Source organism: Streptomyces sp. NPDC033229, assembly GCF_055576875.1.
Genome location: NZ_JBVIQR010000004.1, coordinates 105,761 through 130,857 on the forward strand (window position 1 = coordinate 105,761; position 25,097 = coordinate 130,857).

Consider the following 25,097-nt stretch of genomic DNA (forward strand, 5'->3'; position numbering starts at 1 on the left):
GGTCCATCCACCCCGGCGGCCCGCCTGTCCCACCGACAAGCGGTCTCCCCCCTCACGAGCGGCCGTGGGCGCTAAGGGAGCGGGGCGCCCGGCGCTTCCTCGGTGGGGGCGTCGGCGAGGAGGCGGGTCAGGAGGCGGATGGCGGCTCTCTTGTCGAGTGGGTCGTTGCCGTTGCCGCACTTGGGGGACTGGATGCACGAGGGGCAGCCGCTGTCGCACTCGCAGGCGGCGATCGCCTCGCGGGTGGCGGTGAGCCAGCTCGCGGCGGTGTGGAAGGCGCGCTCGGCGAAGCCGGCGCCGCCGGGCTGGCCGTCGTAGACGAAGACGGTCGGCAGGGCCGTGTCGGGGTGGAGGGGCACCGAGACGCCGCCGATGTCCCAGCGGTCGCAGGTGGCGAAGAGGGGGAGCATGCCGATGGAGGCGTGTTCCGCGGCGTGCAGGGCGCCGCCGACGGCCTCGGGGTGGATACGGGCCTCGTCGAGGTGGTCCTCCGTGATCGTCCACCACACGGCGCGGGTGCGGAGCGTGCGGGGCGGCAGGTCCAGCTTGGACTCGCCGAGGACCTCGCCGGTGATGAGTTTGCGGCGGAGGAAGGAGACGACCTGATTGGTGACCTCGACGGAGCCGAAGCACAGCCGCGCGTCCCCCCAGGGGATCTCGGCGCTCGTCTCCAGGATGGAGATGGCCGTGGTGTCGCGGGCCGTCGTCGAGTAGGGCGGCGCGGCTTCCTCGACGAGGGCGACGGAGTCCTCCAGGTCGAGGTGGCGGACGAGGTAGGTGCGGCCCTGGTGGAGATGGACGGCGCCGTCGTGGACGGCCGTGTGGGCGGCGGAGGCGTCCACCGTGCCCAGCAACCGGCCCGTGCCCTCCTCCACGACCTGCACGGGGCGGCCGCCGCCGCCCCGGATGTCGACCAGGTCGACGGCGCGCTCCCGGCGGGTCCAGTGCCAGGCGGAGCCCCTGCGGCGGAGCAGCTTTCGGCCTTCGAGCTGGGACAACAGGCCCGGCGTCTCGGGGCCGAAGAGTGACAGATCGGATTCGGTGAGCGGCAGTTCGGCGGCCGCGGCACACAGATGGGGGGCGAGGACGTACGGATTGTCCGGGTCGAGGACGGTGGACTCCACAGGCTGCCGGAAAAGCGCCTCGGGGTGGTGGACGAGGTAGGTGTCCAGCGGGTCGTCACGGGCGATGAGGACCGCGAGCGCGCCCCGGCCTGTACGGCCCGCGCGGCCGGCCTGCTGCCACAGGGAGGCGCGGGTGCCGGGGTAGCCGCAGATGAGGACGGCGTCGAGGCCGGCGACGTCCACACCGAGTTCCAGGGCGGTGGTGGCGGAGAGACCCAGCAGTTCGCCGGTGTGCAGGGCGCGCTCGATGGAGCGGCGCTCCTCGGGGAGGTAGCCGCCGCGGTAGGCGGCGACCCGGGCGGGGAGGGAGCGGTCCACCGCGGCCAGGCGCTCCTGGGTGATCAGTGCCACGAGCTCGGCGCCGCGCCGTGAGCGCACGAAGGCGACGGTCCGGACGCCCTGGACGGCTAGGTCGGTGAGGAGGTCCGCGGTCTCGGCGGTGGCCGTACGGCGGACGGGGGCGCCGCGCTCGCCGTGGAGCTCGGTGAGCGGAGGCTCCCAGAGGGCGAAGACGACTTCGCCGCGCGGAGAGGCGTCCTCGGTGACCTCCACCACCGGCAGCCCGGTCAGCCGGGTCGCGGCGGTGGCCGGGTCGGAGGCGGTGGCTGAGGCGAGGAGGAAGACGGGATCGGAGCCGTATCGGGCGCAGACACGCCGAAGCCGTCGCAGCACTTGGGCGACATGTGAACCGAAGACGCCGCGGTAGGTGTGGCACTCGTCGATGACGACGTAGCGCAGGGTGCGCAGGAAGGAGGCCCACCTGGGGTGGGCGGGCAGGATCGAGCGGTGCAGCATGTCCGGGTTGGTGAGCGCGTAATTGGCGTACTGACGCACCCACTCGCGCTCCTCGACGGGCGTGTCACCGTCGTAGACGGCCGGCCGGACGCCCTTGCCGAGCGGGGCGGCGAGGGCCCGGACGGCGCGCCGCTGGTCGGCTGCCAGGGCCTTGGTGGGGGCCAGGTACAGGGCGGTCGCGCCGCGCCCGTTGGGCGCCTCGGAGCCGTCCAGGAGCGCGCTGAGGACCGGGGCGAGGTACGCGAGCGACTTGCCGGACGCGGTGCCCGTGGCCACCACCACCGACTCGCCGCGCAGCGCGTGCTCGGCCGTCAGCGCCTGGTGCACCCACGGACGGTCGATTCCGGCAGCCCGGATCGCGCCGATCACTTCCGGCCGGATCTTCTCGGGCCAGGGGGCATGACGTCCCGGACGAGGGGGCAAGTGCTCCGTATGAGTGATGCGTGCAGCCCGGCCTGCCCCGGTGGCGAGTCTGTCGAGGACCACCCGGGGAGCGGGATGTACGCCCGCCTCCGGCGGGAGTTGATCGTGGGCCATTGGCATCGAGTGTGTCATTGGCTTGACGGACAATGGACTCAAGGCGTCGTGCGCGCCTGCCGGTAAGTGATTGAATGCCATCGCGGCTGCCGATCCATGGGGGGCGACCGCTCGATGCAAGGTGCTGGAGGATCCGTGGACCTGTCCCTGTCGACCCGGACCGTAGGCGACCGTACGGTCGTCGAGGTCGGTGGCGAGATTGATGTGTATACCGCGCCCAAGCTGCGTGAGCAGCTGGTCGAGCTTGTCAACGACGGCAGCTATCACCTCGTCGTGGACATGGAGGGCGTCGACTTCCTCGACTCCACCGGGCTCGGCGTGCTGGTCGGCGGGCTCAAGCGCGTGCGTGCCCATGAGGGCTCGCTGCGCCTGGTCTGCAACCAGGAGCGCATTCTCAAGATTTTCCGTATCACCGGCCTGACCAAGGTGTTCCCGATTCACACCTCGGTCGAGGACGCGGTGCAGGCGACCGACTGACGGTCGCCGGACGACACTGCCGCGCGGGGGGCACCGGGCTGTGAGGGCCCGGCCCCTCCGTGAGTTCGCCCTGTTCCAGGAGTGGGGAAGAGGGCACGTGCGACCGAGGGGGATGGCATGGCCACCGTCGAACTGCTGTTCAGTGCCCTTCCCGAGCATGTCCGCACCGCCCGGTTGGTAGCCGCCGCGGTGGCTCGCCGGGCCGGTGTCGACGAGGCCTTGCTGGACGAGGTGCGCCTGGCCGTGGGTGAGGCGTGCACGCGCGCGGTCGGGCTGCATGCCGGCCATGGCGTGACCACCCCGGTGCGGGTCGTGCTGATCGAGGACGAGAAGAAGTTCTCCATCGAGGTCGGGGACGACGCCCCTCATCCGTCCGCCGCCGATGCCGCCGCGGGCGGCCCTGGGGAGGCTTCCGGCGCGCCGGAAGAGGGCGAGGACGACATGGGCCTCGCCGTCATCAGCGGGCTGGTCGACGACGTCGAGGTGACCGCGGACGAATCCGGCGGCCTCATTCGGATGAGCTGGCCGACGATCCCGGTGCCCGTGCTGCCGTAGCCCGGCTCCGCCGTTCCCTGGGTTCTCCGGTGTCCCTGCCGGTGCCCCCGGCGTAGCCCGGCCGCCCGGTGCCGCGGCCGGATTCCGGCCCTCTTCCACCGCCGTCGTAGCCCCGCGTCACCCGTTTGTCGTAGTCCGGCCTCCTCGATTTGGCCTGATTCGACGTCATCACCGGCCGGGCGTCTACGGTCCGTGGCACCGCTGTTGTCGATGGCCGAATCCCTTCCCCCTTCAGGGTGCGATTTCAGCCGTCGATCTTCTCCGTGGCGGCGACGCGCGGATTCCTGCCGACGCCGCGGATCTTCACCGTCGCGCCCCGCTCGTCGATCTCCTTCACCGATCTCTTCTTCGGATCTTCACCCGTAGATCGGGAATCCGGCGGATCATCCATCCGGCCTTCACTTGCGCAGGCTCATTCCGTTTGCCGCGCTCTGTTTTGATCTCGCCATGCTCCCTACAATCCGTCCATCTTGAGCTCAGGACGCCTGAGCGTGGCGGCTGCTCCGCGGTCGCGGGTCAGCCGCGCGCCCATGTGCCAAACGTCAAGGAGGACGAATGGCGGGGCCCCTTACCCCTGAACAGGTGGACTTCACTCAGAATCTCGCGGTCGAGCTGACCGAGGGCAACCGCACGCTGGTGCTGGTGATCGCGGCCGTCGCGATCGCGGCACTCGCGGTGGCCGTGGTGCTGGTGCGTCAGGTGCTTGCGGCAGGCGAAGGCACCGACAGCATGAAAAAGATCGCCGCGGCGGTGCAGGAAGGCGCGAATGCCTATCTTGCCCGGCAGTTGCGGACACTCGGCGTTTTCGCCGTGGTCGTGTTCTTCCTGCTCATGCTGCTGCCCGCGGACAACTGGTCACAGCGCCTCGGGCGTTCGGCCTTCTTTCTGATCGGCGCGCTCTTCTCCGCGGCCACCGGCTATATCGGCATGTGGCTCGCGGTGCGTGCCAATGTGCGGGTCGCCGCCGCCGCGCGCGAGGCCACTCCCGCCGAAGGAGAGCCACAGAAAGATCTGACGGCCGTGTCGCACAAGGCCATGAAGATCGCATTCCGTACGGGCGGTGTCGTCGGCATGTTCACGGTGGGGCTCGGTCTGCTGGGCGCCTCCTGCGTGGTGCTGGTGTACGCGGCGGACGCGCCCAAGGTGCTGGAGGGGTTCGGCCTCGGCGCGGCGCTCATCGCCATGTTCATGAGGGTCGGCGGCGGCATCTTCACCAAGGCCGCGGATGTCGGTGCCGACCTGGTCGGCAAGGTCGAACAGGGCATTCCCGAGGACGACCCGCGCAATGCCGCCACCATCGCGGACAACGTGGGCGACAACGTGGGCGACTGCGCGGGCATGGCGGCGGACCTCTTCGAGTCCTATGCCGTGACCCTGGTCGCCGCGCTGATCCTGGGCAAGGCCGCCTTCGGTGACGCGGGTCTCGCCTTCCCGCTGCTCGTCCCCGCCATCGGGGTGCTCACCGCGATGATCGGCATCTTCGCCGTCGCGCCGCGCCGTGCCGACCGCAGCGGTATGACCGCCATCAACCGTGGTTTCTTCATCTCGGCGGTCATCTCGCTGGTCCTGGTGGCCGTGGCGGTGTTCGTGTATCTGCCGTCCGGCTACGCCGACTTGAAGGGCATCGACGACCAGGCCATCAGTGGTCACAGCGGGGACCCGCGCGTCCTCGCGCTCGTCGCCGTGGCCATCGGCATCGTGCTCGCCGCCCTCATCCAGCAGCTCACGGGCTACTTCACGGAGACCACGCGACGGCCGGTGCGGGACATCGGCAAGTCGTCGCTGACGGGGCCGGCCACCGTCGTCCTCGCCGGGATCTCCGTCGGTCTGGAGTCGGCGGTCTACACGGCGTTGCTGATCGGGCTCGGTGTCTACGGGGCGTTCCTGCTCGGCGGCACGTCGATCATGCTGGCCCTGTTCGCTGTCGCACTCGCCGGTACGGGGCTGCTGACGACCGTCGGCGTGATCGTCGCCATGGACACCTTCGGCCCCGTCTCCGACAACGCGCAGGGCATCGCCGAGATGTCCGGTGACGTCACGGGCGCGGGCGCGCAGGTGCTGACCGACCTCGACGCCGTGGGCAACACGACCAAGGCGATCACCAAGGGCATAGCCATCGCCACGGCGGTGCTCGCCGCGTCGGCCCTGTTCGGTTCGTACCGGGACGCGATCGCCACGGCCGTATCGGAGGTACACGCCAAATACGATGAGCAGGGCCTGAATCTGGACATCTCGCAGCCCAACAACCTGGTCGGGCTCATCCTCGGCGCCGCCGTCGTCTTCCTCTTCTCGGGGCTGGCGATCAACGCGGTGTCGCGGTCGGCGGGCGCGGTGGTCTACGAGGTGCGGCGGCAGTTCCGCGAGCACCCCGGGATCATGGACTACAGCGAGAAGCCGGAGTACGGGCGCGTGGTGGACATCTGCACCAAGGACGCGCTGCGCGAACTCGCCACCCCCGGTCTGCTCGCCGTCATGGCCCCCATCGCCGTCGGCTTCGCGCTCGGGGTCGGCGCCCTCGGCTCGTACCTCGCCGGCGCGATCGGCACCGGCACCCTGATGGCGGTGTTCCTGGCCAACTCCGGTGGCGCCTGGGACAACGCCAAGAAGCTGGTCGAGGACGGCCATCACGGCGGCAAGGGCAGTGAGGCGCATGCCGCGACGGTCATCGGAGACACGGTCGGCGACCCCTTCAAGGACACCGCCGGTCCGGCCATCAACCCGCTGCTGAAGGTGATGAACCTGGTGGCGCTGCTGATCGCTCCCGCAGTGGTGAAGTTCTCCTACGGCGACGACCCCAACAGCGGGCTGCGGATCGGTGTCGCGGTGCTCGCCATCGCGGTCATCGTGGTCGCGGTGTACCTCTCCAAGCGGCGCGGAGTCGCCGTGGGCGACGAGGAGAGCCCGGGGCGGGCGGCGAAACCCGCCGATCCGGCGGTGGTGTCCTAAAGACGGCCGGCGGGCGAGGGCCGGGGACGACGGAAGGCGGCGGGCGGCGTGCGCGAGCACGCCGCCCGCCCGTTCACGCTCGTGGCGCGCGGTTCGACCGGGGTGCGGCGAACGCCACGCCGAGTGTGGTGCAAATGGCTTCAAAAGGGGGCGCATGGTGTGCTCGGCTCGGGGGCCGCACGGCTCGGCCGTGTAAGTTCCGGGCCGAGAGCCATCGAAGGGACCAATCCGGTGAACAAGAAGCTTGTGGCTGCACTGTCCGGCGGTGCGGCGCTCGTTATGGCGCTGACCGGTTGCAGCGACAGCGACAACGGTGACAAGAAGCTCGACGACTGGGCCAAGAAGGTCTGCGACCAGATGCAGCCCCAGGTGAAGAAGATCCAGGACGCCAACTCCTCGATCGCCTCCGTCCAGAACGAGGAGGACTCGAAGAAGATCCAGCAGACCGACTCCAAGGCCTTCCAGGCCAACGCCGACGCCTATAAGGCGCTGGGCTCGGCCGTGCAGAACGCGGGCGCGCCGCCCGTCAAGGACGGCGAGACCAGCCAGAAGAACGCCGTCAAGGCGCTCAACGACCTCTCCGCGGCCTACACCAACCTGAAGAAGCGGATGGACGGTCTGGACACCGGGGACAAGGGCAAGTTCGCCGCGGGGCTCAAGGGCATCGCGGGCGACATCGGCAAGCTCAGCAGCCAGAGCGACGAAGCCCTCAAGAAGCTGCAGTCGGGTGACGTCGGTAAGGCGATGGCGAAGCAGCCCGGTTGCCAGAAGACGTCGACCTCGGCCACGCCGACGAAGAAGTAGCCGCACCAGCAGCCACTGGGTAAGCGGCTATCGGCAGACACCGCTCCGACGCACGCGTGGCCCGGCCGGAAAGCAGGAACGGTTCGGGCCCGAAGTGGGCGGGGGACAGCCGCGGTTGGTTCCGCCCGGCGTGACGCCCCGGCAGGGCGCGGCGCCGGGCTTTCGCCTTTTGTCAGTGGTGCCCCCGACAATGGTCCCGTGAGTACGAACCTGCCCGCCGCCTCCGACCGCGCGCGCACCGCCCGGCTGCGCGATGCCCTGCTCGCCGCCGCCTTCACCGCCGACGGCCTGCTCGACCTGCTCGGCGCCCCCGCCTACGCCGCGCTCGCCCGCAGCGAGACCGTTCCCGCCCTGCGCGCCACGCGTGGCGACAGCCCGCTGGAGACGCTGGTCCGGCTCTTCCTGCTGCAGCGGCCGGTCGAGTACGGGCGGGCCGCCGCCGCACTCCCGATGGACGACTGCCTCGCCGACGGCTGGCTGGTCCGCGAGACCGGCGGTCTCGTGCGGGCGACCGTGGACGTCCGTCCGTTCGGCGGCCCCGAGGGGCAGGACTGGTGGATTGTCTCCGACCTCGGCTGCGCGGTCGGCGGCGCCGGCGGCATCGCCGGGGGCGCGGACGGCCCGGACGGGGTCGACCGTTCGGAGCTGGTCCTCGGCGTCGGCGGCGCGTCCACGACCCTCGCCGGGATCACCGTCCGTACGCCCGTGGCGAGCGCCCTCGACCTCGGCACCGGCTCCGGCATCCAGGCGCTGCACGCGGCCCAGCACGCCACCCGGGTCACGGCCACCGACCTCAATCCGCGCGCCCTGCACATGACGCGGCTCACCCTCGCGCTGTCGGGGGCGCCCGAGGCGGATCTGCGCGAGGGCTCGCTGTTCGAGCCGGTCGCCGACGAGACGTACGACCTGATCGTCTCCAACCCGCCCTTCGTGATCTCCCCCGGCGCCCGGCTCACCTACCGCGATGGCGGGATGGGCGGCGACGACCTCTGCCGCACCCTCGTCCAGCAGTCCGCCGCCCGGCTCAACGACGGCGGTTACTGCCAGCTGCTCGCCAACTGGCAGCACGTGGAGGGCGAGGACTGGCGGGAGCGGCTGGCGTCCTGGGTGCCCCGGGGCTGCGACGCGTGGATCGTCCAGCGCGAGGTGCAGGACGTCGCGCAGTACGCCGAGCTGTGGCTGCGTGACGCCGGTGACCACCGCACGGCTCCCGCCGACTACGCGGCCCGCTATGACGCGTGGCTGGACGAATTCGAGGCCCGCAAGACGAAGGGCATCGGATTTGGCTGGATCACGCTGCGCAAATCCGGCTCGGATCGGCCGTCCGTGATGGCGGAGGAGTGGCCGCACCCCGTCGAACAGCCGCTCGGCGCGTCCGTGCGGGCCCACTTCGAGCGGCAGGACTTCCTGCGCGCGCACGACGACGCGTCGCTGCTCGCCGCCCGTTTCAAGCTGGCCGACGAGGTCGTGCAGGAGCAGGTCGGGCTGCCAGGCGCGGAGGACCCGGAGCACGTCGTCCTCCGCCAGAACCGCGGCATGCGCCGGGCGACCAAGGTGGACACGGTCGGCGCGGGCTTCGCGGGCGTGTGCGACGGCTCACTCAGCGCGGGCCGGATCCTGGACGCCATCGCCCAGCTCGTCGGGGAGGACGCGGTGCTGCTGCGCGACCGTACGCCCGACTCGATCCGGCTCCTGGTCGAGCAGGGTTTCCTCACGCCGGTGGGCGACTGAGGGTTGCCTGTGGGGGGAGTGCGGGGTGCCCATAGGGGCTGAGGGATGTCCGTGGGGGCTGATCGGCCGAACGCGCGAGCGCCGGCCGGTCGCCCCGCCGCCGACGGGCGTCCCGCGTCGCCCGGAATGACGGCGTCCCGCATCGCCCGGACTCATGACGTCCCGGGTCGCCCGGACTCATAGGGGGTGGAAAAGGAGGGGGCGGGTTCCCGTCATAGTCGACGGGTTCACGTCACGTTCGCCCGTACGCCTTGTGCGGGTGCCACGCTGCCCGGCATGGAGAGTGCGCCCGCGGGCTTCGCCGGTACGGCCTTCACGCTGTTCGGCGGGGCGCTGCTGTTGTGGACCGGAGCGCGTGCGGTGCTGGGGGCACCTGTGGTGGAGGGGGCGAGCCCACGCGCCGCGGTAGCGCTCTCCCTCCTCTTCGGCGCGGGCGCGCTCGTCACCGGTCTTTGGATGCTGCTCGGCGCCTGAGCCCCTGCCGCGCGGGCCGGGCCGGTTCCGGAGGATGAGGTTCCGCCGGCCCGTCGACACGCAACGCGCCACGAGCCGGTACAGCCGATATAAAACGTGCCGCTTACCGTCGGAAACCCCCGTACGCCCCGCTTTCCACGCGGTCCTTGGGTGGCCTCCGACGCCCCCTTCGCACCGGCGGTGTGCCGGTCCGGGCGGCAGACAGGACGCTTGTCGGGTTACCGTTCGAGTGGCGTTGCGGGCTTTTTCCGTTTGACACGGGGGCGGGATGTACCGTCACACTCCGCAGCGTCACCGCAGCGCCCACACCGAGTGCCGACCGGAAGAAGAGCGAAGTTGTCCCCGACCAGCGAGACCGCACAGGGCGGCCGCCGACTCGTCATCGTCGAGTCGCCTGCCAAGGCGAAGACGATCAAGGGCTACCTCGGCCCCGGATACGTCGTCGAGGCGAGCGTCGGGCACATCCGTGACCTGCCGAACGGGGCCGCCGAGGTCCCGGCCAAGTACAAGGGCGAGCCGTGGGCCCGCCTCGGCGTGAACGTCGACGCCGACTTCCAGCCCATCTATGTCGTCAACCACGACAAGAAGGACCAGGTCAAGAAGCTCAAGGACCTGCTGGCCGAGTCCGACGAACTCTTCCTCGCCACCGATGAGGACCGCGAGGGCGAAGCCATCGCGTGGCACCTCCAGGAAGTTCTCAAGCCCAAGGTCCCGGTCCGCCGGATGGTCTTCCACGAGATCACCAAGGACGCGATCCGCGAGGCCGTGGCCAACCCGCGCGAGCTGAACAAGAAGCTCGTCGACGCCCAGGAGACCCGCCGCATCCTCGACCGCCTCTACGGCTACGAGGTCTCGCCGGTCCTGTGGAAGAAGGTCATGCCCCGGCTGTCCGCCGGCCGGGTGCAGTCCGTGGCGACCCGCCTCGTCGTCGAGCGGGAGCGCGAGCGCATCGCCTTCCGCTCCGCCGAGTACTGGGACCTCACCGGCACCTTCGCGACGGGCCGCGGCGGCGACGCCTCCGACCCCGGCACCTTCGGCGCCCGGCTGACCGCCGTCGATGGCCGCCGCGTCGCCCAGGGCCGTGACTTCGGCTCGACCGGCGTGATCAAGGAGGGCTCCACCGTCCTCCACCTCGACGAGGCGAACGCCCGCGCGCTCGCCGCGGCCCTCGCGGACACTCAGTTCGCCGTCCGGTCCGTCGAGTCCAAGCCGTACCGCCGCTCGCCGTACGCGCCGTTCCGTACGACCACGCTGCAGCAGGAGGCCTCGCGCAAGCTGGGCTTCGGTGCGAAGGCGACCATGCAGGTCGCCCAGAAGCTGTACGAAAACGGCTTCATCACCTATATGCGTACGGACTCCACCACCCTCTCCGAGACGGCCGTCCAGGCCGCCCGGGCGCAGGTCACGCAGCTGTACGGCGCCGACTACCTGCCGGAGAAGCCGCGCACGTACGCCGGCAAGGTCAAGAACGCGCAGGAGGCCCACGAGGCGATCCGGCCGTCGGGCGATCGTTTCCGCACACCCGCCGAGACGGGCCTGACCGGTGACCAGTTCCGCCTGTACGAGCTGATCTGGAAGCGGACCGTCGCCTCCCAGATGAAGGACGCGGTCGGCAACTCCGTCACCGTCAAGATCGCCGGTCGCGCGAGCGACGGCCGGGACGCCGAGTTCAGCGCGTCCGGCAAGACGATCACCTTCCACGGCTTCATGAAGGCCTACGTCGAAGGCGCCGACGACCCGAACGCCGAGCTGGACGACCGCGAGCGCCGGCTCCCGCAGGTCACCGAGGGCGACCCGCTGACCGCCGAGGAGATCTCCGCCGACGGTCACGCGACCAAGCCCCCGGCCCGCTACACCGAGGCCTCGCTGGTCAAGGAGCTCGAAGAGCGCGAGATCGGCCGCCCGTCGACCTACGCGTCGATCATCGGCACGATCCTCGACCGCGGCTACGTCTTCAAGAAGGGCACGGCGCTCGTCCCGTCCTTCCTTTCGTTCGCCGTCGTCAACCTGCTGGAGAAGCACTTCGGCCGGCTGGTCGACTACGACTTCACTGCCTCCATGGAGGACGACCTCGACCGCATCGCCCGCGGCGAGGCCCAGGCCGTGCCGTGGCTGCGCCGCTTCTACTTCGGTTCCGAGGGCGGGACGGAAGAGACCCACGTCGCTTCCGCCGCCGACGCCGGCAACGGCGACGGTGACCATCTCGGCGGCCTCAAGGAGCTGGTCACCGACCTCGGCGCGATCGACGCCCGCGAGGTGTCCTCGTTCCCTGTCGGCGAGGGCATCGTGCTGCGCGTCGGCCGCTACGGCCCGTACGTGGAGCGCGGCGAGAAGGACTCCGAGGGCCACCAGCGCGCCGACGTGCCGGAGGACCTGGCGCCGGACGAGCTGACCGTGGCGTACGCCGAGGAGCTCCTCGCCAAGCCGAGCGGCGATTTCGAGCTGGGCACCGACCCGGTCAGCGGGCACCCGATCATCGCCCGCGACGGCCGCTACGGCCCGTACGTGACCGAGGTCCTGCCCGAGGGCACCCCGAAGACCGGCAAGAACGCCATCAAGCCGCGCACCGCGTCGCTCTTCAAGACCATGACCCTCGACACGGTCACCCTCGACGACGCCCTCAAGCTGATGTCGCTGCCGCGCGTCGTCGGCGAGGACGCCGAAGGCGTGGAGATCACCGCGCAGAACGGCCGCTACGGCCCGTACCTCAAGAAGGGCACGGACTCGCGGTCGCTGGAGACCGAGGACCAGCTCTTCACGATCACCCTCGACGAGGCCCTCGCCATCTACGCCCAGCCCAAGCAGCGCGGGCGGGCCGCGGCCAAGCCGCCGCTGAAGGAGCTGGGCACCGACCCGGTCAGCGAGCGTCCGGTCGTGGTCAAGGACGGCCGTTTCGGCCCGTACGTGACCGACGGCGAGACCAACGCCACGCTGCGCCGTGACGACGACGTCGAGACGATCACGCCGGAGCGCGGCTACGAGCTCCTCGCGGAGAAGCGCGCCAAGGGCCCGGCCAAGAAGACGGCCAAGAAGGCCCCGGCGAAGAAGACGACGGCCAAGAAGACGACGACGGCCAAGAAGACCGCCGCGAAGAAGACGGCCGCCAAGAAGACCACGACGACGAAGAAGACGACGACGGCCAAGAAGGCCACGACGAAGAAGGCCGCGGCGAAGAAGACCACCGCTGCCGCTTCGGCGGGGTCGGCTTCGGACGAGTAGCCCGAGTGGGCTGGTTGTGGCTGAGTTCAGCCACAACCAGCCCGTCCGGCGTTTGAGGACACCGCCGCGCACCGGTGGTGCGGACGGCACGGGCCCGCTGCCCGACACATCCGCCGGTAGGGCACCGGTGGGGTCAACGCGAAGCCCGGTCATCGCCCGGTCATATGGGTGCCTTCGGGCAGAGGATTGTGATTCGGTCAGTCCGGATAGGCTGGCAGGATGACGCGAGCCGAGCAGCCAACAGTGGTGACCCCCACATCCGGCGCCCTAGCCGCGGATTCCCGCGAGCGCGCCGTACGGGCCCTGCTGCGCTTCCCGCCGCTCCGGCGGTTGTGGCGCGCCCAGGCCCTCGGCGGGATCGGGGACTCCCTCGCCCTCCTCGTCCTGATGCTGCTGTCGCTCCAAGCGGCGGTCGCGGCGGGTTCGTTCGGGGGCGGCTACCGAGGCGCCGCATTCGCCGTCGCGGCGGTCCTCGGCGCGCGGTTGCTCGCGACCCTGCTCTTCGGCGCGGTCCTGCTCGGCCCGCTCTCCTCCCTCATCGCCCCGGCCGGTCCCCTCGACCGCCGCTGGACCATGATCGGCGCGGACGGGGTGCGGCTCGCGCTGCTCGCCGTCGCACCGCTGTGGATCGACTGGACCGAGGGCCGGGCGCTGGGCTGCCTGCTCGTCTCGGCCTTCGTCGTCGGCGTCGCCGAGCGCTTCTGGACCGTCGCCCGGGAGAGCGCGGCCCCCGCGCTGCTGCCCGCACCGCCCGCAGAAGGCGCGGCCGTGCGGCCGCTGCCGGACCACTGTGACGCCCTGCGGCGGCTCTCCATCCGTACGAACTTCGTCGCCCTGCCCGTCGCCGCCGCCGTGCTCGTCGTCGTCACGCTCGTCGGCAATCTGCTCGGCTCGGGGATCGACTGGTTCCATCTGCACCAGGCGGCCCTCGGCTCGTTCGTCGCGGCCGGGCTGTTCGCGACCTCGATCGCGCTCCTCCAGGCCCTCGAACTCCCCGCCACGCAGACGCCCCGCACGCGCTCCCCGCTCGAGGGGCTGCGCCGCCCCAAGACCGCCCAGGGCCCCGACAAGGGCCGCACGGGCGCGATCCCGGTGCTCGTCCCGGCCTGCGCGGCCGTCGCGGGCGCGATCGCCGCGGCCGTCGGCGTCGCCACCCTCCAGGCCGTCGACCTCGGCGGGGGCCCGGTCGGCTTCGCGCTGCTCGTCCTCGCGCTCGGCGGCGGCCCGGTCATCGGCATCCGCACGGCCCGCAAGGTGCTGCCCGGCTTCTCGCGCCGCCGCCTGCTGGTGCTGGCGATCGCGATGACGGGCGTGGCGCTGCTGGCCGCCGGCCTCGTGCCCGACCCGACAACGGTGCTGCTGCTCGTCCTGCTCGCGGGGGTGTCCGCCGGCGTCGCCGCCAACACCGGCCACTCCCTGCTCGACCAGGAGACCGAGGAGGCCCGCCGGGCCCGCACGACCGAGCATCTGCACGCCGTCGTCCGCGTCGCCGTCGCGCTGAGTGCGGTCGTGGCGCCCCTGCTCGCGGCGGCCATCGGGCCGCACCGGCTGGCCAGCGGCAGCTTCGTCTTCGCACACGGCGGGGCGGCCTTCACGCTGATGCTCGTCGGCGCCCTGCTGCTGCCCGTGGCCGCGCTGGTGCTCGGCAAGATCGACGACCGGGACGGGGTGCCGTTCCGGCGCGACCTGCTGGATGTGGTGCGCGGTGGCGACCCGGACCGGACGCCCTCGGGCACCGGCTTCTTCATCGCCTTCGAGGGCGGCGACGGCGCGGGCAAGTCGACTCAGGTCGAGGCGGTCGCCGAGTGGATCCGCGGCAAGGGCCACGAGGTGGTCGTCACCCGTGAACCCGGCGCCACGTCGATTGGCAAGCGGCTGCGCGCGATCCTCCTCGACGTCTCGTCGGCGGGCCTGTCGGACCGCTCCGAGGCCCTGATGTACGCGGCCGACCGCGCCGAGCACGTCGCCTCCGTCGTCCGGCCCGCCCTGGAGCGCGGCGCGGTCGTCATCTCCGACCGCTACATCGACTCCTCCGTCGCCTACCAGGGCGCCGGGCGCGACCTCTCGCCGACCGAGATCGCCCGTATCTCGCGGTGGGCCACGAACGGGCTGGTGCCGAACCTGACGGTCCTGCTGGACGTCTCGCCGGAGACCGCCCGCGAACGCTTCACCGAGGCCCCGGACCGGCTGGAGTCGGAGCCGATGGAGTTCCACCAGCGGGTACGGACCGGGTTCCTGACCCTCGCCGCCGCCGACCCGGCGCGCTACCTGGTCATCGACGCGGGCCAGGAGCCCGCGGCCATCTCCACCGTCGTACGCCACCGCCTCGACCAGGTGCTGCCCCTCTCCGAGGCCGAGATCAAGGCCCTGGAGGCGGCGCGGAAGGCGGCGGAGGAGGAAGCCCGCCGCAAGGCCGAGGAAGAGGCCGCCCGCAAGGCGGAGGAGGAGCGGCTGGAGCGCGAGCGCCAGGCCCAGCTCGCCAAGCTCCGTGCCGAGGAGGAGGAGCGGCAGCGCCGCGAGCGGGCGGAAGAGGAAGAGCGCAAGCGCCGCGAGCTGGAAGAGGCCCGGCGGCGCGAGGAAGAGCGCCTGGCCGAAGAGGCCCGTCAGGCGGAAGAGGAAGCCCGACGACAGGCGGAGGAGGAGCGCAAGCGCCGCGAGGCGGAGGAGCGCGCCCACGCCGCCGAGCAGGAGCGGCTGCGCAAGCAGGCCGAGGAAGAGGCACGACTGCGCGCGGAGGCCGCGGAACGGCGCCTGGAGAAGCAGCGCAAGGCGGAAGAGGCGCTGCTGAGGGCCGAGCAGGCGCGGATCGCCGAGCAGGAACGGGCGGCGGAGCGGGAGCGGCTGGCCGAGGAGGAGCGCGCGGCCGAGCGGGCCCGGGTCGCCGAGCAGGAGCGTTTGGCCGAGCAGGCCAGGGTCGCCGAGCAGGCTCGCCTGGCCGAGCAGGCGCGAGTGGCGGCTGAGGCCAAGGCCGCGGCCGACGCGGCGGCCGAGGCCGAGGCCGCGCGGCTCGCGGCGGAGGCTGCCGCGGCATCCGAGGCGGATCGTTCCGGGGCCGATGATTCCGAGGCTCCGACGGTCGAGCGGCCGGCGTTCCGGCCGTCCGACGCGCGCAAGGGCGCGGGCGCACGCCGGAACGCGGACGCGCGGCGTGCCTCGGACGAGACGCAGACCGTTCGGACGCCGACGGTCCGTCCCGCCGACCCGCGTGACCAGGACTGGACGCGGAACGCCGATACGGCGGTGATGCCGACTGTCCCGCCCGTACCTCCCGTTCCTCCTGTACCGCCCACCACTCCGCCCTCGGCGAGCGATGGCGGGCCGGACGACCAGCGGATCACGTGGGGCGTGGGGGAACGCGGCGGGCGAGCCGCCGGTAAGGCCAACCCCAAGCCGGGGCCCGAGTCGGAGTCCGAGGAGACCGCGGTCCTTCCGCAGCCCGACGCCGACGCCACCCCGCCGAAGCCGTCCGTACCGCCCGGCGCGATGGACGACACGGCGGTGCTGCCGCCCGTGAAGCCCGAGGCCGAGCGGCGCGAGCGGTCCGGCAGGGGCGAGCGATCCGACAGGTCTGCGCGGTCCGCGCGCCCTGAGCGCGTCGAGCGCCCGGCGGACCCGGCGGACCGGGTGCCGACGTGGCTCTTCCGGTCCGAGGACGACGAGCGGGGCCAGGCCCCGGCGGAATCGGACAGCGAGCGTACGCGCGAACTGCCGCAGGTCGGCGAGGGCGGCGCGCAGCGGGGCGGCGACTCGGACGGTCGCGCGGAGCCCACGCGTACGGACCACCGGCGCCCGGGGTGGGCCGGCCGGACTCCGAAGAAGGACGCCCCCACTCTCGCGGACGAGCTCTTCGGTGACCGTGCCGAGGAGGACGAGGGCCGTCGTCGGCGCAAGGGCAGGTGAGACGGGGGCAGTCGGCCGGTGGGTGAGCCCGCTGCGGCGTGGCGCCGCCGGTGGGCCGGTCACGGCTGCCCGGCCGACGCGGGGATCGTTGTCAGTGCCGTGTCCCACAATGGGTAACCGCAGGACCAACAGCGCGGAGGACAGCCATGGCGGTGTGGGACGACCTGGTCGGCCAGGACCGAGTGCAGGAGCAGCTCGCCGCTGCCGCGCGGGACGCGGACGCGCTCGTCACGAGCGTCGCGTCGGCCTCCGCCATGTCCCCGGCGCCCGCCCCCGCGAGCGGTGGCGGTTCCATGACGCACGCGTGGCTGTTCACCGGCCCTCCGGGTTCGGGCCGGTCCACCGCGGCCCGGGCCTTCGCCGCGGCGCTCCAGTGCGTCAGCCCCGACCGGGCATTCAACGGCCCCGGCTGCGGCTTCTGCGACGGCTGCCACACCTCGCTCGTGGGGACGCACGCGGACGTCGAGATCGTCCGTACGGATCAGCTGTCGATCGGCGTCAAGGAAACCCGTGACCTGGTCCGCCGGGCCCAGCTGTCGCCCGCCACCGGCCGCTGGCAGGTGATCGTCCTGGAGGACGCGGACCGGCTGACCGAGGGCGCGGGCAATGTCCTCCTCAAGGCGGTGGAGGAGCCCGCTCCGCGCACGGTGTGGCTGCTGTGCGCGCCGTCCTTGGAGGACGTGCTGCCGACGATCCGTTCCCGCTGCCGCCTGCTGACCCTGCGCACCCCGCCGCCCGCGGCGGTGGCCGACCTCCTGGTCCGCCGCGACGGCATCGAGCCCGAGCTGGCCACGCAGGCGGCCCGCGCCACCCAGGGCCACATCGGCAGGGCCCGCCGGCTCGCCACGGACGAGCGGGCCCGTGCCCGTCGTGCCGCGGTCCTCAAGCTGCCGCTGCGCGTGGACGATATCGGCGGTTGCCTCAAGGCCGCGCAGGAGCTGATCGACGCGGCGGGGGAGGACGCGAAGCAGGTCGCCGAGGAGGTCGACACCAAGGAGACCGAGGAGCTGCGTGCGGCTCTCGGCGCCGCCGCCGGCACCGGAGGCCGGCTCCCGCGCGGCACGGCCGGCGCGATGAAGGAGCTCCAGGACCGGCAGAAGCGCCGCGCCACCCGGACGCAGCGCGACAGCCTCGATCTCGCCTTGATCGATCTGACCGGTTTCTACCGCGATGTGCTGGCACTCCAGCTCGGCTCCCGTGTCGAGATCGCCAATATCGACGCGCGGGACGCGCTGGAGCGCATAGCGTCGGCCTCCAGGCCGGAGCGGACGCTGCGGCGCATCGAGGCGATCATCGAGTGCCGCCGCGCACTCGACAGGAACGTGTCGCCGCTGCTGGCGGTCGAGGCGATGACGGTGGCGCTGCGGGCGGGGTGAGGGCCGGGAGCCGGGTTCCGTAGGGGCGGTTCGGCAGGGGTCGGGCAAGGCGTACGGCATTCGGCGGCTGATCGCTCCGTACTGGCGCGTACCTCACTCGTACGAGGACTAGTAGGCCTGGGGATCAGCCAACTTGGGCATTCCTGCGGATACGCTCCGTATGCCTGCAATGGCCCTGCGTATGGCCTGTGCGTACCTGTCCACCCGCCCCCACCCCGAGGGAACAGCTTTGGACACCAGCCGTCTGCTCCGCACCTCCTCCACCGTCGTCGTGACGGCGGCCCTGCTGATCTCCGGATGCGCTTCGGGGACCGCGACGCCGAGGGCGGCCGCGTCGGCGAGATCGCAGGGCCCGGCGGATGTGGGGGACGACGCCGGCGGCGCGGCGCAGCGGTTCGCGCCGCTACCCACCGAGCTGCCCGTCGATCTCCGGCCGTATTACGCGCAGAAGCTCACCTGGCGTTCCTGCGCGGGCGACCGCTTCGAGTGCGCCACGCTGCGGGCCCCGCTGGACTACGACCGGCCCCGGGCGGGCGGCGACCTCAAGCTCGCGGTCTCCCGCAAGAAGGCCACCGGCCCCGGCAAGCGGCTGGGCTCCCTGCTGGTCAACCCCGGCGGCCCGGGCGGTTCGGCCGTCGGCTACCTCCAGGGGTACGCGGGCACCCGCTACCCGGCCGCCGTCCGTGCCCGGTACGACATGATCGCGGTGGATCCGCGCGGCGTGGCCGGCAGCGAGCCCGTCACCTGCCTGTCCGACGCGGAAATGGACGCGTACACCCGGGTCGACATGAGTCCGGACAGCCCGTCGGAGGTCAGCGAACTCACGGACGCTTACGCGGCCTTCGCCGACGGTTGCGCCAAACGCTCCGGCAAGGTCCTCGGCCATGTCTCGACCGTCGAGGCGGCCCGCGACATGGACGTCCTGCGCGCCGCCCTGGGCGACGACAAGCTCCACTACGTCGGCGCCTCGTACGGCACCTTCCTCGGAGCCACCTACGCCGGACTCTTCCCGTCCCGCGTCGGCCGCCTCGTGCTCGACGGCGCGCTGGACCCCTCCCTCGACGCCCGGCGGGTGAACCGCGACCAGACGGCCGGCTTCCAGACCGCCTTCGAGTCCTTCGCGAAGGACTGCGTCGGGCGTACGGACTGCCCCCTGGGCACCGGGAGCACCGCCGCCGCCGGTGACCGCCTCAAGGCCCTCTTCAAGCAGATCGACACGCACCCCCTGCCGACGGGTACCTCGCGCGACCTCACCGAGAGCCTTGCCACCACGGGTGTGATCTCGGCCATGTACGACGAGCGCGCCTGGCCCCTCCTCCGCGCCGCCTTGCGCTCCGCCCGGAGCAACGAAGGCGGCCCGCTGCTCAAGCTCTCGGACGCCTACTACGAGCGTGATCAGCGCGGTTCCTACGCCAACCTCATGTACGCGAACTCGGCCGTCAACTGCCTGGACCTCCCCCCTGCCTTCCGCAGCCCGGCCGAGGTGCACAGCGCCGTCGACGACTTCACGAAGGCATCCCCGGTCTTCGGCGAGAGCCTCGCCTGGGCGGCTCTGAGCTGCGCTTACTGGTCCCTGCCCGCCACCGGCCACCCCCACCGCATCGAGGCCCAGGGCGCCGCCCCCATCCTCGTCGTCGGTACCACCCGCGACCCCGCCACCCCCTACGCCTGGGCCCGCGCCCTCGCCTCCCAGCTCTCCTCGGGCCACCTCCTCACCTACGAGGGCGACGGCCACACGGCCTACACCCGGGGCAGCGACTGCGTCGACACGACGATCAACGACTACCTCCTCACCACCACCCCTCCCCCCGCCGCCCGGAAGTGCACCTGACCTGCGCTTCCCCCTCCCACCTACGCGGTACGGAGCACCCCTGGAAACTGTGTAGACTAGGCCGCGCTGCTGATGCCGCTCCGGCGCTCGGCAGCTTGCCGCCTTAGCTCAGTTGGCCAGAGCAACGCACTCGTAATGCGTAGGTCTCGGGTTCGAATCCCGAAGGCGGCTCTGTGGAAGCCCCAGGACTCACTCGCCGTGACCTGGGGCTTTTGCTTTTAACGGATGCGGCGCCGACGTCGGGCACGGGCCGTCTTGCTGTCCACGGTCTCAGTTCTGGTCTCAGTTCCGGTCTCGGTGGGCCCCTCATCGGTGGCCGGGCCTGTAAGGGCGAAGAACTCGCCCATGCGCCGCATCGCCTCCTTCGACAGGTCAGACCTGCCCTTCACATACCGCCGGGTCTGGCTGATCTGGGTGTGCCGAAGGATCTCCATGATGGTGGGCATGTCGACGCCGAGTTCGTTCAGGATCGTGCCGGCCGTGTGGCGGCTTCCGTCGTAGAGACGACGGTCGTCGATCCCGGCTTCTGCGAGCAGCTCCTTGAACTCCTCGTAGTCGGCGCGCGGGTCGAGCGGGCGTCCGTCCGGCCGTGAGAACACGACGCCGTGTTCCTGCCACAGCTCGCCGGCTGCGGCTCGCATCTCTTCCTGCGTAGCCCTGTGGTCGTGCAGGAACGGGACGAACACGGGGGGGATCGGGACGGCGTTCCGGCTCTTCTTGGTCTTGGGCCGAGTGAAGACGAGGCCGCCCTCCTTGCGCTCGGGACAGGCACTCGCGTGTCTCGTGCACGCCTTGGTGCATGGCTTCGGGCAGCCGCGCTTGTAGCCCTTGTGCGTGGTGCAGCCCGGCGGACAGGGACCGAAGCGATGGAGGCGCGCGCCGCAGGCGTGCGGCTCCCCGCAGCCATGGCGCCACGTGAGGCGCTGGAGCTGCCACTCAGGGTGGAACAGCTCCGCCTCCAGGTCTACGTACGGCCAGCGCAGACCGAGGGTCTCACCCTGCCGAAACCCCATGCCGACGCCCACGATCCACCGCATGAAGGTGGGCCGCTTCGCGGCAGCTTCGAGGAATGCCTTGGCCTCCTCCTTGGTGAACGGGTTGGCCTCCGTCTCGTCGACGCTCGGGGGATCCACGAGCGTGGCGACGTTCTCCCCGACAAGGCGGCGCCGATGGGCAATTTTCAGAGCGCGGGACAGGATGCGGTGCACCTTGACCACGTGAGATGGGGCATGCCCGGCATCGAGCAGTGCCCGGTACATCCGCTCCAGATGCTCCGGCTGCAACTTGTCGATCCGGTGCTGACCGACGCCCGGGATGATGTCGTTGCGGGTTTTGGACCAGTAGTCGTCCAGAGAGCGCGGCTTGAGCGTCAGACTCGCGATGTCAGTGAGGTAGGTCTCCATCCACTTCGCGACGGTCGGCTTCCGGCCCGCAGCGGGCGCGCGGCCCTGGTCGCGCTGACGCTCCAAATCCCGCACCCTGCGCTTGATCTCGGTCTCGGTCTTGGCGCGGCGATGACGGCGATCGGGACTTCCGTCGTTCTTCACGCCCATCGTGACGCGGCCGTGCCACCAACCGTCGGTGCCGAAGTAGATGGACGACTCCAGATTGGGCTTGCGTGGGCTCATGCGCTCCTCCATGCGAGAGGCGCCCCAAGCAGGATGCTCGGGGCGCCTCGGCGGTGCTCAGGTCAGTTGGGTAGCGGGGCGAGGTTCGCGACGTACGCCTCCAGGTCGCACCGTCGAATGCGCCGAGAACGCCCACGCTTCACGTACTTCAACGCGCCCTCCTCCATCAGCTCGTAGACGGTGGAGCGGCCGAACCGCAGCACGTCTGCGGCTTCCTTGACGGTGTACTGCAACTGATCCGAGGGCCGTGGCGAGGTGTTCATTGAGGGGCCTCCTAGGCGGGGACTCTCGGGTGCCGTGGTCTGTACTGTCCGAAGCGTGGATTTCTGCGTCATTGCGTCACCCCCGTCATTTGGGGGTTTGACCTGCGGGTTTTTGGTGACGTAGGCCGCCCGGGGTGTGTCACAGGGACGGGGCGGTCTCTGTCACCTGTGACGCTGGTGACGCCGGATGACGCGAGTTCGGGCCGTCTGCGTCACTGCTGTTGCCGGTGGTCAGGGGCGGTCTTGTGGCCGGTGGTGACGCGGGTGACGCAGCGTCTCTCTTCTTAGGACAAGAAGGGGTGTCTGTGGTGGTGCGGTGCCCCAAGGCGTGAAGAAGGAGCCGCTCCGCGGCGCGCCTTGCGCAGGGCGGCAAGCCGCCGGAACAGCAAGAGGAGCACCCCGGGCGGGGCGTGCTCCTCTTGCTTGTTCGGGTGGGTCAGAACGCCGCTTCCTGTTGGGGCGGGGGCGGAGCGGTGGGCCGGGTCATCTCGATGTAGCGGGCGGCACTGGTGCGGCCCCAGTCGATGAGGACGCCGCGTGCGGCGAGGGTCGGTTGGAGTCGTTTGAGGCGGTCGGAGAGGACTTTGCCGGTGGTGGGCCAGCCCTTGGGCAGGGGACGGCACTCCTCCCCGCTGTAGAGGCCGGTGAGGCAGTGCAGCCACTCGGCCGACGTCATCCGCACCTCTGCGCCGGCGTCGAGGCCGGCGGCGTGCTGCAGAACGGTCTGGGCGAGAAGGTCACCCTCGATGACATCGTCATTGAGGTCGTCCAGGCTGGCCCGGTAGGCGCTCAGCGCACCGAGACCGGTCGCCGCATCGAGCTGCGCGCACAGGTGCGCGAAGTCCGCCATGCGCAGGTCGGCCGGGCTGACCGCGTCAGCGGCGCGAACCTTGACGGTGAGATCGAGGAGGGAGCCGAGCACAACCGGCAGGATCTCTTCGTACTCCGCCCAAAGCTCCGCTTCGGTCCGCCGAACACGGGGCCGCTCCAGACGGAGCGGGAGCAGGCGTTCGGCGAGGTCGGGCCGGATGACGCCGACGTCGATGCCGGTCAGGAGCAGGGGGCGACGGTAGCGGGCCCGTACGACGTCGCCGTCGGTGTATAGGGCCCGCTTGACGGTCTCGGCCCCCGTCACGATGCAGCACATGGCATCCGACAGGTCCGGGGCGAGGTGGGAGAGGTTATCGAGCGCGGTGACCCACCCGGCGGCCACGGCCGCGATCAGGTTCTCCTCATCTCGCGGCGCCCGGCGTAGGTCGCCGCTCATGCCCTCGATGATCCGTACGAGCATCCGGCCGCCGGTGGACTTGCCCGCGCCCTGGGGGCCGGTGAGGAAGGGGGCGGGGACGGGCACGGACGGTCCGAGACAGCCGATGAGCCAGGCGATGGCCAGGCACTCGGTTGCCGCGTTGGCGAAGTTGCACAGCCTTAGGAGGAGGTCGATGCTTTTGCCGTCGGTGTCCTTGGCGGGCAGGGGGAGTTCGCCGGTGAGTTGGGTGCGCCGCCAGCACACTTCCTGCGGGTCGGGGGTGGTGATGTCCCAGCCGGTGGGGTGGATGCGGACGGACTGTCCGTCGTTGCGGCCCAGGTCGAGCCACGTGGCGCCGTCGAATCCGGGGGCGACCCGGATGTGTACGGGCTGCACCGGCTGGCTCATGGCAAGTGCTTCGATCAAGTCCAACGCCTCCTTGAGGGCGGTCCCGGTGAACACGCCGCGCCCGTCGGCGTAGAGGCCGACCATGAGTTCCTGGCGGTGGCTTCCCGAGGTGCCCTGGGAGCGGATCGGGCGGGCCACGGGGTGGCCGTTCTTCTGGGCGTACACCGCGCCGTCGGCGGTGCGGAAGTACCGGAAATTCTGCTGTGCGTAGCCGGTGATGATCTCGCGGGCCGGGGTCTTCTCGTCGTCGGACACGGCTACACCCCCAGTGTGCTGCGGGCGTTGGTCCACGCGTCGGTGCAGTGCCGCGGGGATTCCCCCTTGGCCTGCGCGGCCGTGAACAGCCGCGTCACGTGGGCATCGGTGAGGCAGCCGCACCGGCCGTGCGTGGCCAGCACGGCGAGGAAGGTGCGGTACACCGTCGTGTGGACCGCGCTACGGGCCTCGGTGATGCGCTGCTCGGCCATGCAGATGCCGCGCTCGAGGTAGGCGGGCGTGCGGTGGCGGCACTCCCCGCCACCGATCGGTGCGGGCACGGTGCTGGCCTGCGGCGCAGGCCGACCCGTGGAGGCGCCTCTCCTGGCCAGCGCGCGGACGACCGCCGGCAATGCCGAAATGGTGCCGGTGCCCTGCCCGCGCCATCGCACGTAGGCCATCGTGGACTTGATGTCGACACCATCGCGGACGGCGTTCGCAGAGCGCATGGTGCCCTGGTAGATCCAGTGCTCCCCGCGTGTCGTGGCCACCGTCCGGGTGGGCGGCAGGGTCTCGTGTGCCCATGCGACGGCCGCCGGGGTGTCGAGGTCGACCACGGTCAGCCCGGCCCCGGCGGGGTGGTAGGCGACGGCCACGGCCTGTCGCCACACCGGTGCCCATGCCGGGGAGGTGAGGACGCGGGGGTCGGTGGTGGCGGCTGCCCAGGCGTGGCAGACGGCGGGGCACTGGCAGGTGCCCGCGTTCTTCATGTTCGGCCGGCCGCCGCAGACGTTCCTGGCACACCCGCGGCAATTGCCGAACGGCACCTTTCCTTCCCGTAGAGGCAGCACCGGCACACCGGCCCCGGCCAGCTCCAGCGCGGTGTTCAACAGCTCGTTCATGCGGCGGCCCTCCCACAGGTGGCCAGGTACTGGGTGGCGATCCATTGGGTGTAGGCGGGCGGGATCGCCTCGGCGATCTCCTTCCGGACGTCCGTCCAGTCGATGCCCATCGCGGTCTGCCATTCCGTGACGGTGCCCTTGCCGCCGCCGTCGCCGTAGACGGGGTAGTAGGGGCCGTCGTAGTACCGGCCGTGCCGGTAGCCGCGGGTACGGCCCCGGTGCGGGAGATGAACGGGCGAGGTGAACGACCAGCCGGACGTCTCGAACTTGCGGTGCCGAGTGACGCCGAGGCCGAACATCTCGCCGCACAGGACGAAGTCGCGGCGGATCGGGGCGGGCATGACGTTCTCGATCACCCACGGCCGCCCGATGGACTCCATCGCTGCCCGGCCGGCGGGGATGAGGTCCGGGTATTCCCGGCCCTTGTTCGTGCCCTTGGTCAGCGCGGTGTGGTGCTGGCAGGGCCACGAGGAGTGGATGAAGTCGAAGTCCGCGCCGTGCTCGCGCACGAACTCCACCGCGTCGGCCTGCACGAAGGGGAAGGGGTAGTTCGGCTGCGGCGCGATGTCGACACCGAGGACATCGAACCCGGCCCGGTGATAACCGACCGCAGCGCCGCCGGCACCGCAGCACGCGTCCAGAACTCGCGGGCGGGATCGTCGTAGGAGGGCGTGTTGGGTCAT

At 71.3% G+C, this 25,097-nt stretch carries 16 protein-coding genes and 1 tRNA gene; 11 read left to right on the forward strand and 6 right to left on the reverse strand.

Annotated elements, in window-relative coordinates; translation table 11 throughout:
* Window positions 1-71: 71 nt before the first annotated feature.
* On the reverse strand, window positions 72-2,537 hold the full coding sequence (locus ACZ53N_RS05410; protein WP_469139634.1) for a DEAD/DEAH box helicase: 2,466 nt from the start codon (window positions 2,535-2,537) through the stop codon (window positions 72-74).
* A gap of 54 nt (window positions 2,538-2,591) precedes the next feature.
* Here ACZ53N_RS05410 and bldG point away from each other — a divergent pair, with 54 nt between their 5' ends.
* From bldG to ACZ53N_RS05465, 11 genes are all read left to right on the forward strand, one after another.
* Complete coding sequence (gene bldG / locus ACZ53N_RS05415; RefSeq protein ID WP_030392670.1) at window positions 2,592-2,933, forward strand: anti-sigma factor antagonist BldG; 342 nt, start codon at window positions 2,592-2,594, stop codon at window positions 2,931-2,933.
* Between the two features lie 117 nt (window positions 2,934-3,050).
* Complete coding sequence (locus tag ACZ53N_RS05420; RefSeq protein ID WP_469139635.1) at window positions 3,051-3,488, forward strand: ATP-binding protein; 438 nt, start codon at window positions 3,051-3,053, stop codon at window positions 3,486-3,488.
* A gap of 555 nt (window positions 3,489-4,043) precedes the next feature.
* Entirely contained in the window at window positions 4,044-6,434 is a 2,391-nt protein-coding gene (locus ACZ53N_RS05425; RefSeq protein ID WP_469139636.1) for a sodium-translocating pyrophosphatase, read from the forward strand.
* A gap of 231 nt (window positions 6,435-6,665) precedes the next feature.
* Window positions 6,666-7,238, forward strand: a complete 573-nt coding sequence (locus ACZ53N_RS05430) for a small secreted protein (protein ID WP_469139637.1) — start codon at window positions 6,666-6,668, stop codon at window positions 7,236-7,238.
* Window positions 7,239-7,436: 198 nt separating this feature from the next.
* The gene (locus tag ACZ53N_RS05435; RefSeq protein ID WP_469139638.1) at window positions 7,437-8,969 is read left to right on the forward strand and encodes a DUF7059 domain-containing protein; all 1,533 of its coding nucleotides are present in this window, start codon (window positions 7,437-7,439) and stop codon (window positions 8,967-8,969) included.
* A 276-nt stretch (window positions 8,970-9,245) separates the two neighbouring features.
* Window positions 9,246-9,443: a hypothetical protein gene (locus ACZ53N_RS05440; RefSeq protein ID WP_469139639.1), complete on the forward strand. Its 198-nt coding sequence runs from the start codon at window positions 9,246-9,248 to the stop codon at window positions 9,441-9,443.
* Between the two features lie 336 nt (window positions 9,444-9,779).
* The gene (gene topA / locus ACZ53N_RS05445) at window positions 9,780-12,662 is read left to right on the forward strand and encodes a type I DNA topoisomerase (RefSeq protein ID WP_469139640.1); all 2,883 of its coding nucleotides are present in this window, start codon (window positions 9,780-9,782) and stop codon (window positions 12,660-12,662) included.
* A 219-nt stretch (window positions 12,663-12,881) separates the two neighbouring features.
* Window positions 12,882-16,562 carry a dTMP kinase gene (gene tmk, locus ACZ53N_RS05450; protein ID WP_469139641.1) on the forward strand — a complete coding sequence of 1,227 codons (3,681 nt, stop codon included), beginning with the start codon at window positions 12,882-12,884 and terminating at the stop codon, window positions 16,560-16,562.
* A gap of 146 nt (window positions 16,563-16,708) precedes the next feature.
* Window positions 16,709-17,938: a DNA polymerase III subunit delta' gene (locus ACZ53N_RS05455; protein WP_469139642.1), complete on the forward strand. Its 1,230-nt coding sequence runs from the start codon at window positions 16,709-16,711 to the stop codon at window positions 17,936-17,938.
* Between the two features lie 229 nt (window positions 17,939-18,167).
* Window positions 18,168-19,769, forward strand: coding sequence for an alpha/beta hydrolase (locus ACZ53N_RS05460; RefSeq protein WP_469139643.1), 1,602 nt, complete (start codon window positions 18,168-18,170; stop codon window positions 19,767-19,769).
* Window positions 19,770-19,866: 97 nt separating this feature from the next.
* A tRNA-Thr gene (locus ACZ53N_RS05465) sits at window positions 19,867-19,940 on the forward strand.
* A gap of 47 nt (window positions 19,941-19,987) precedes the next feature.
* Here ACZ53N_RS05465 and ACZ53N_RS05470 read toward each other — a convergent pair.
* From ACZ53N_RS05470 to ACZ53N_RS05490, 5 genes are all read right to left on the reverse strand, one after another.
* Window positions 19,988-21,397 carry a tyrosine-type recombinase/integrase gene (locus tag ACZ53N_RS05470; protein ID WP_469139644.1) on the reverse strand — a complete coding sequence of 470 codons (1,410 nt, stop codon included), beginning with the start codon at window positions 21,395-21,397 and terminating at the stop codon, window positions 19,988-19,990.
* Between the two features lie 62 nt (window positions 21,398-21,459).
* Window positions 21,460-21,660: a helix-turn-helix domain-containing protein gene (locus ACZ53N_RS05475; RefSeq protein ID WP_365380085.1), complete on the reverse strand. Its 201-nt coding sequence runs from the start codon at window positions 21,658-21,660 to the stop codon at window positions 21,460-21,462.
* Between the two features lie 436 nt (window positions 21,661-22,096).
* Complete coding sequence (locus ACZ53N_RS05480) at window positions 22,097-23,572, reverse strand: ATP-binding protein (RefSeq protein WP_469139645.1); 1,476 nt, start codon at window positions 23,570-23,572, stop codon at window positions 22,097-22,099.
* A gap of 2 nt (window positions 23,573-23,574) precedes the next feature.
* Complete coding sequence (locus tag ACZ53N_RS05485) at window positions 23,575-24,414, reverse strand: bifunctional DNA primase/polymerase (protein ID WP_469139646.1); 840 nt, start codon at window positions 24,412-24,414, stop codon at window positions 23,575-23,577.
* The gene (locus ACZ53N_RS05490; protein ID WP_469139647.1) at window positions 24,411-25,097 is read right to left on the reverse strand and encodes a DNA methylase; all 687 of its coding nucleotides are present in this window, start codon (window positions 25,095-25,097) and stop codon (window positions 24,411-24,413) included. The genes ACZ53N_RS05485 and ACZ53N_RS05490 overlap by 4 nt, the downstream gene beginning before the upstream one ends.

What these genes read in the sequence shown, in the direction of transcription:
- ACZ53N_RS05420 (WP_469139635.1), top strand. Translation starts at nt 3,051, where the DNA reads ATGGCCACCGTCGAACTGCTGTTCAGTGCCCTTCCCGAGCATGTCCGC.
- ACZ53N_RS05485 (WP_469139646.1), bottom strand. Translation starts at nt 24,414, where the DNA reads ATGAACGAGCTGTTGAACACCGCGCTGGAGCTGGCCGGGGCCGGTGTG.
- ACZ53N_RS05490 (WP_469139647.1), bottom strand. Translation starts at nt 25,097, where the DNA reads ATGACCCAACACGCCCTCCTACGACGATCCCGCCCGCGAGTTCTGGAC.
- ACZ53N_RS05455 (WP_469139642.1), top strand. Translation starts at nt 16,709, where the DNA reads ATGGCGGTGTGGGACGACCTGGTCGGCCAGGACCGAGTGCAGGAGCAG.
- ACZ53N_RS05425 (WP_469139636.1), top strand. Translation starts at nt 4,044, where the DNA reads ATGGCGGGGCCCCTTACCCCTGAACAGGTGGACTTCACTCAGAATCTC.
- ACZ53N_RS05470 (WP_469139644.1), bottom strand. Translation starts at nt 21,397, where the DNA reads ATGAGCCCACGCAAGCCCAATCTGGAGTCGTCCATCTACTTCGGCACC.
- ACZ53N_RS05475 (WP_365380085.1), bottom strand. Translation starts at nt 21,660, where the DNA reads ATGAACACCTCGCCACGGCCCTCGGATCAGTTGCAGTACACCGTCAAG.
- tmk (WP_469139641.1), top strand. Translation starts at nt 12,882, where the DNA reads ATGACGCGAGCCGAGCAGCCAACAGTGGTGACCCCCACATCCGGCGCC.
- ACZ53N_RS05410 (WP_469139634.1), bottom strand. Translation starts at nt 2,537, where the DNA reads ATGGCATTCAATCACTTACCGGCAGGCGCGCACGACGCCTTGAGTCCA.
- ACZ53N_RS05440 (WP_469139639.1), top strand. Translation starts at nt 9,246, where the DNA reads ATGGAGAGTGCGCCCGCGGGCTTCGCCGGTACGGCCTTCACGCTGTTC.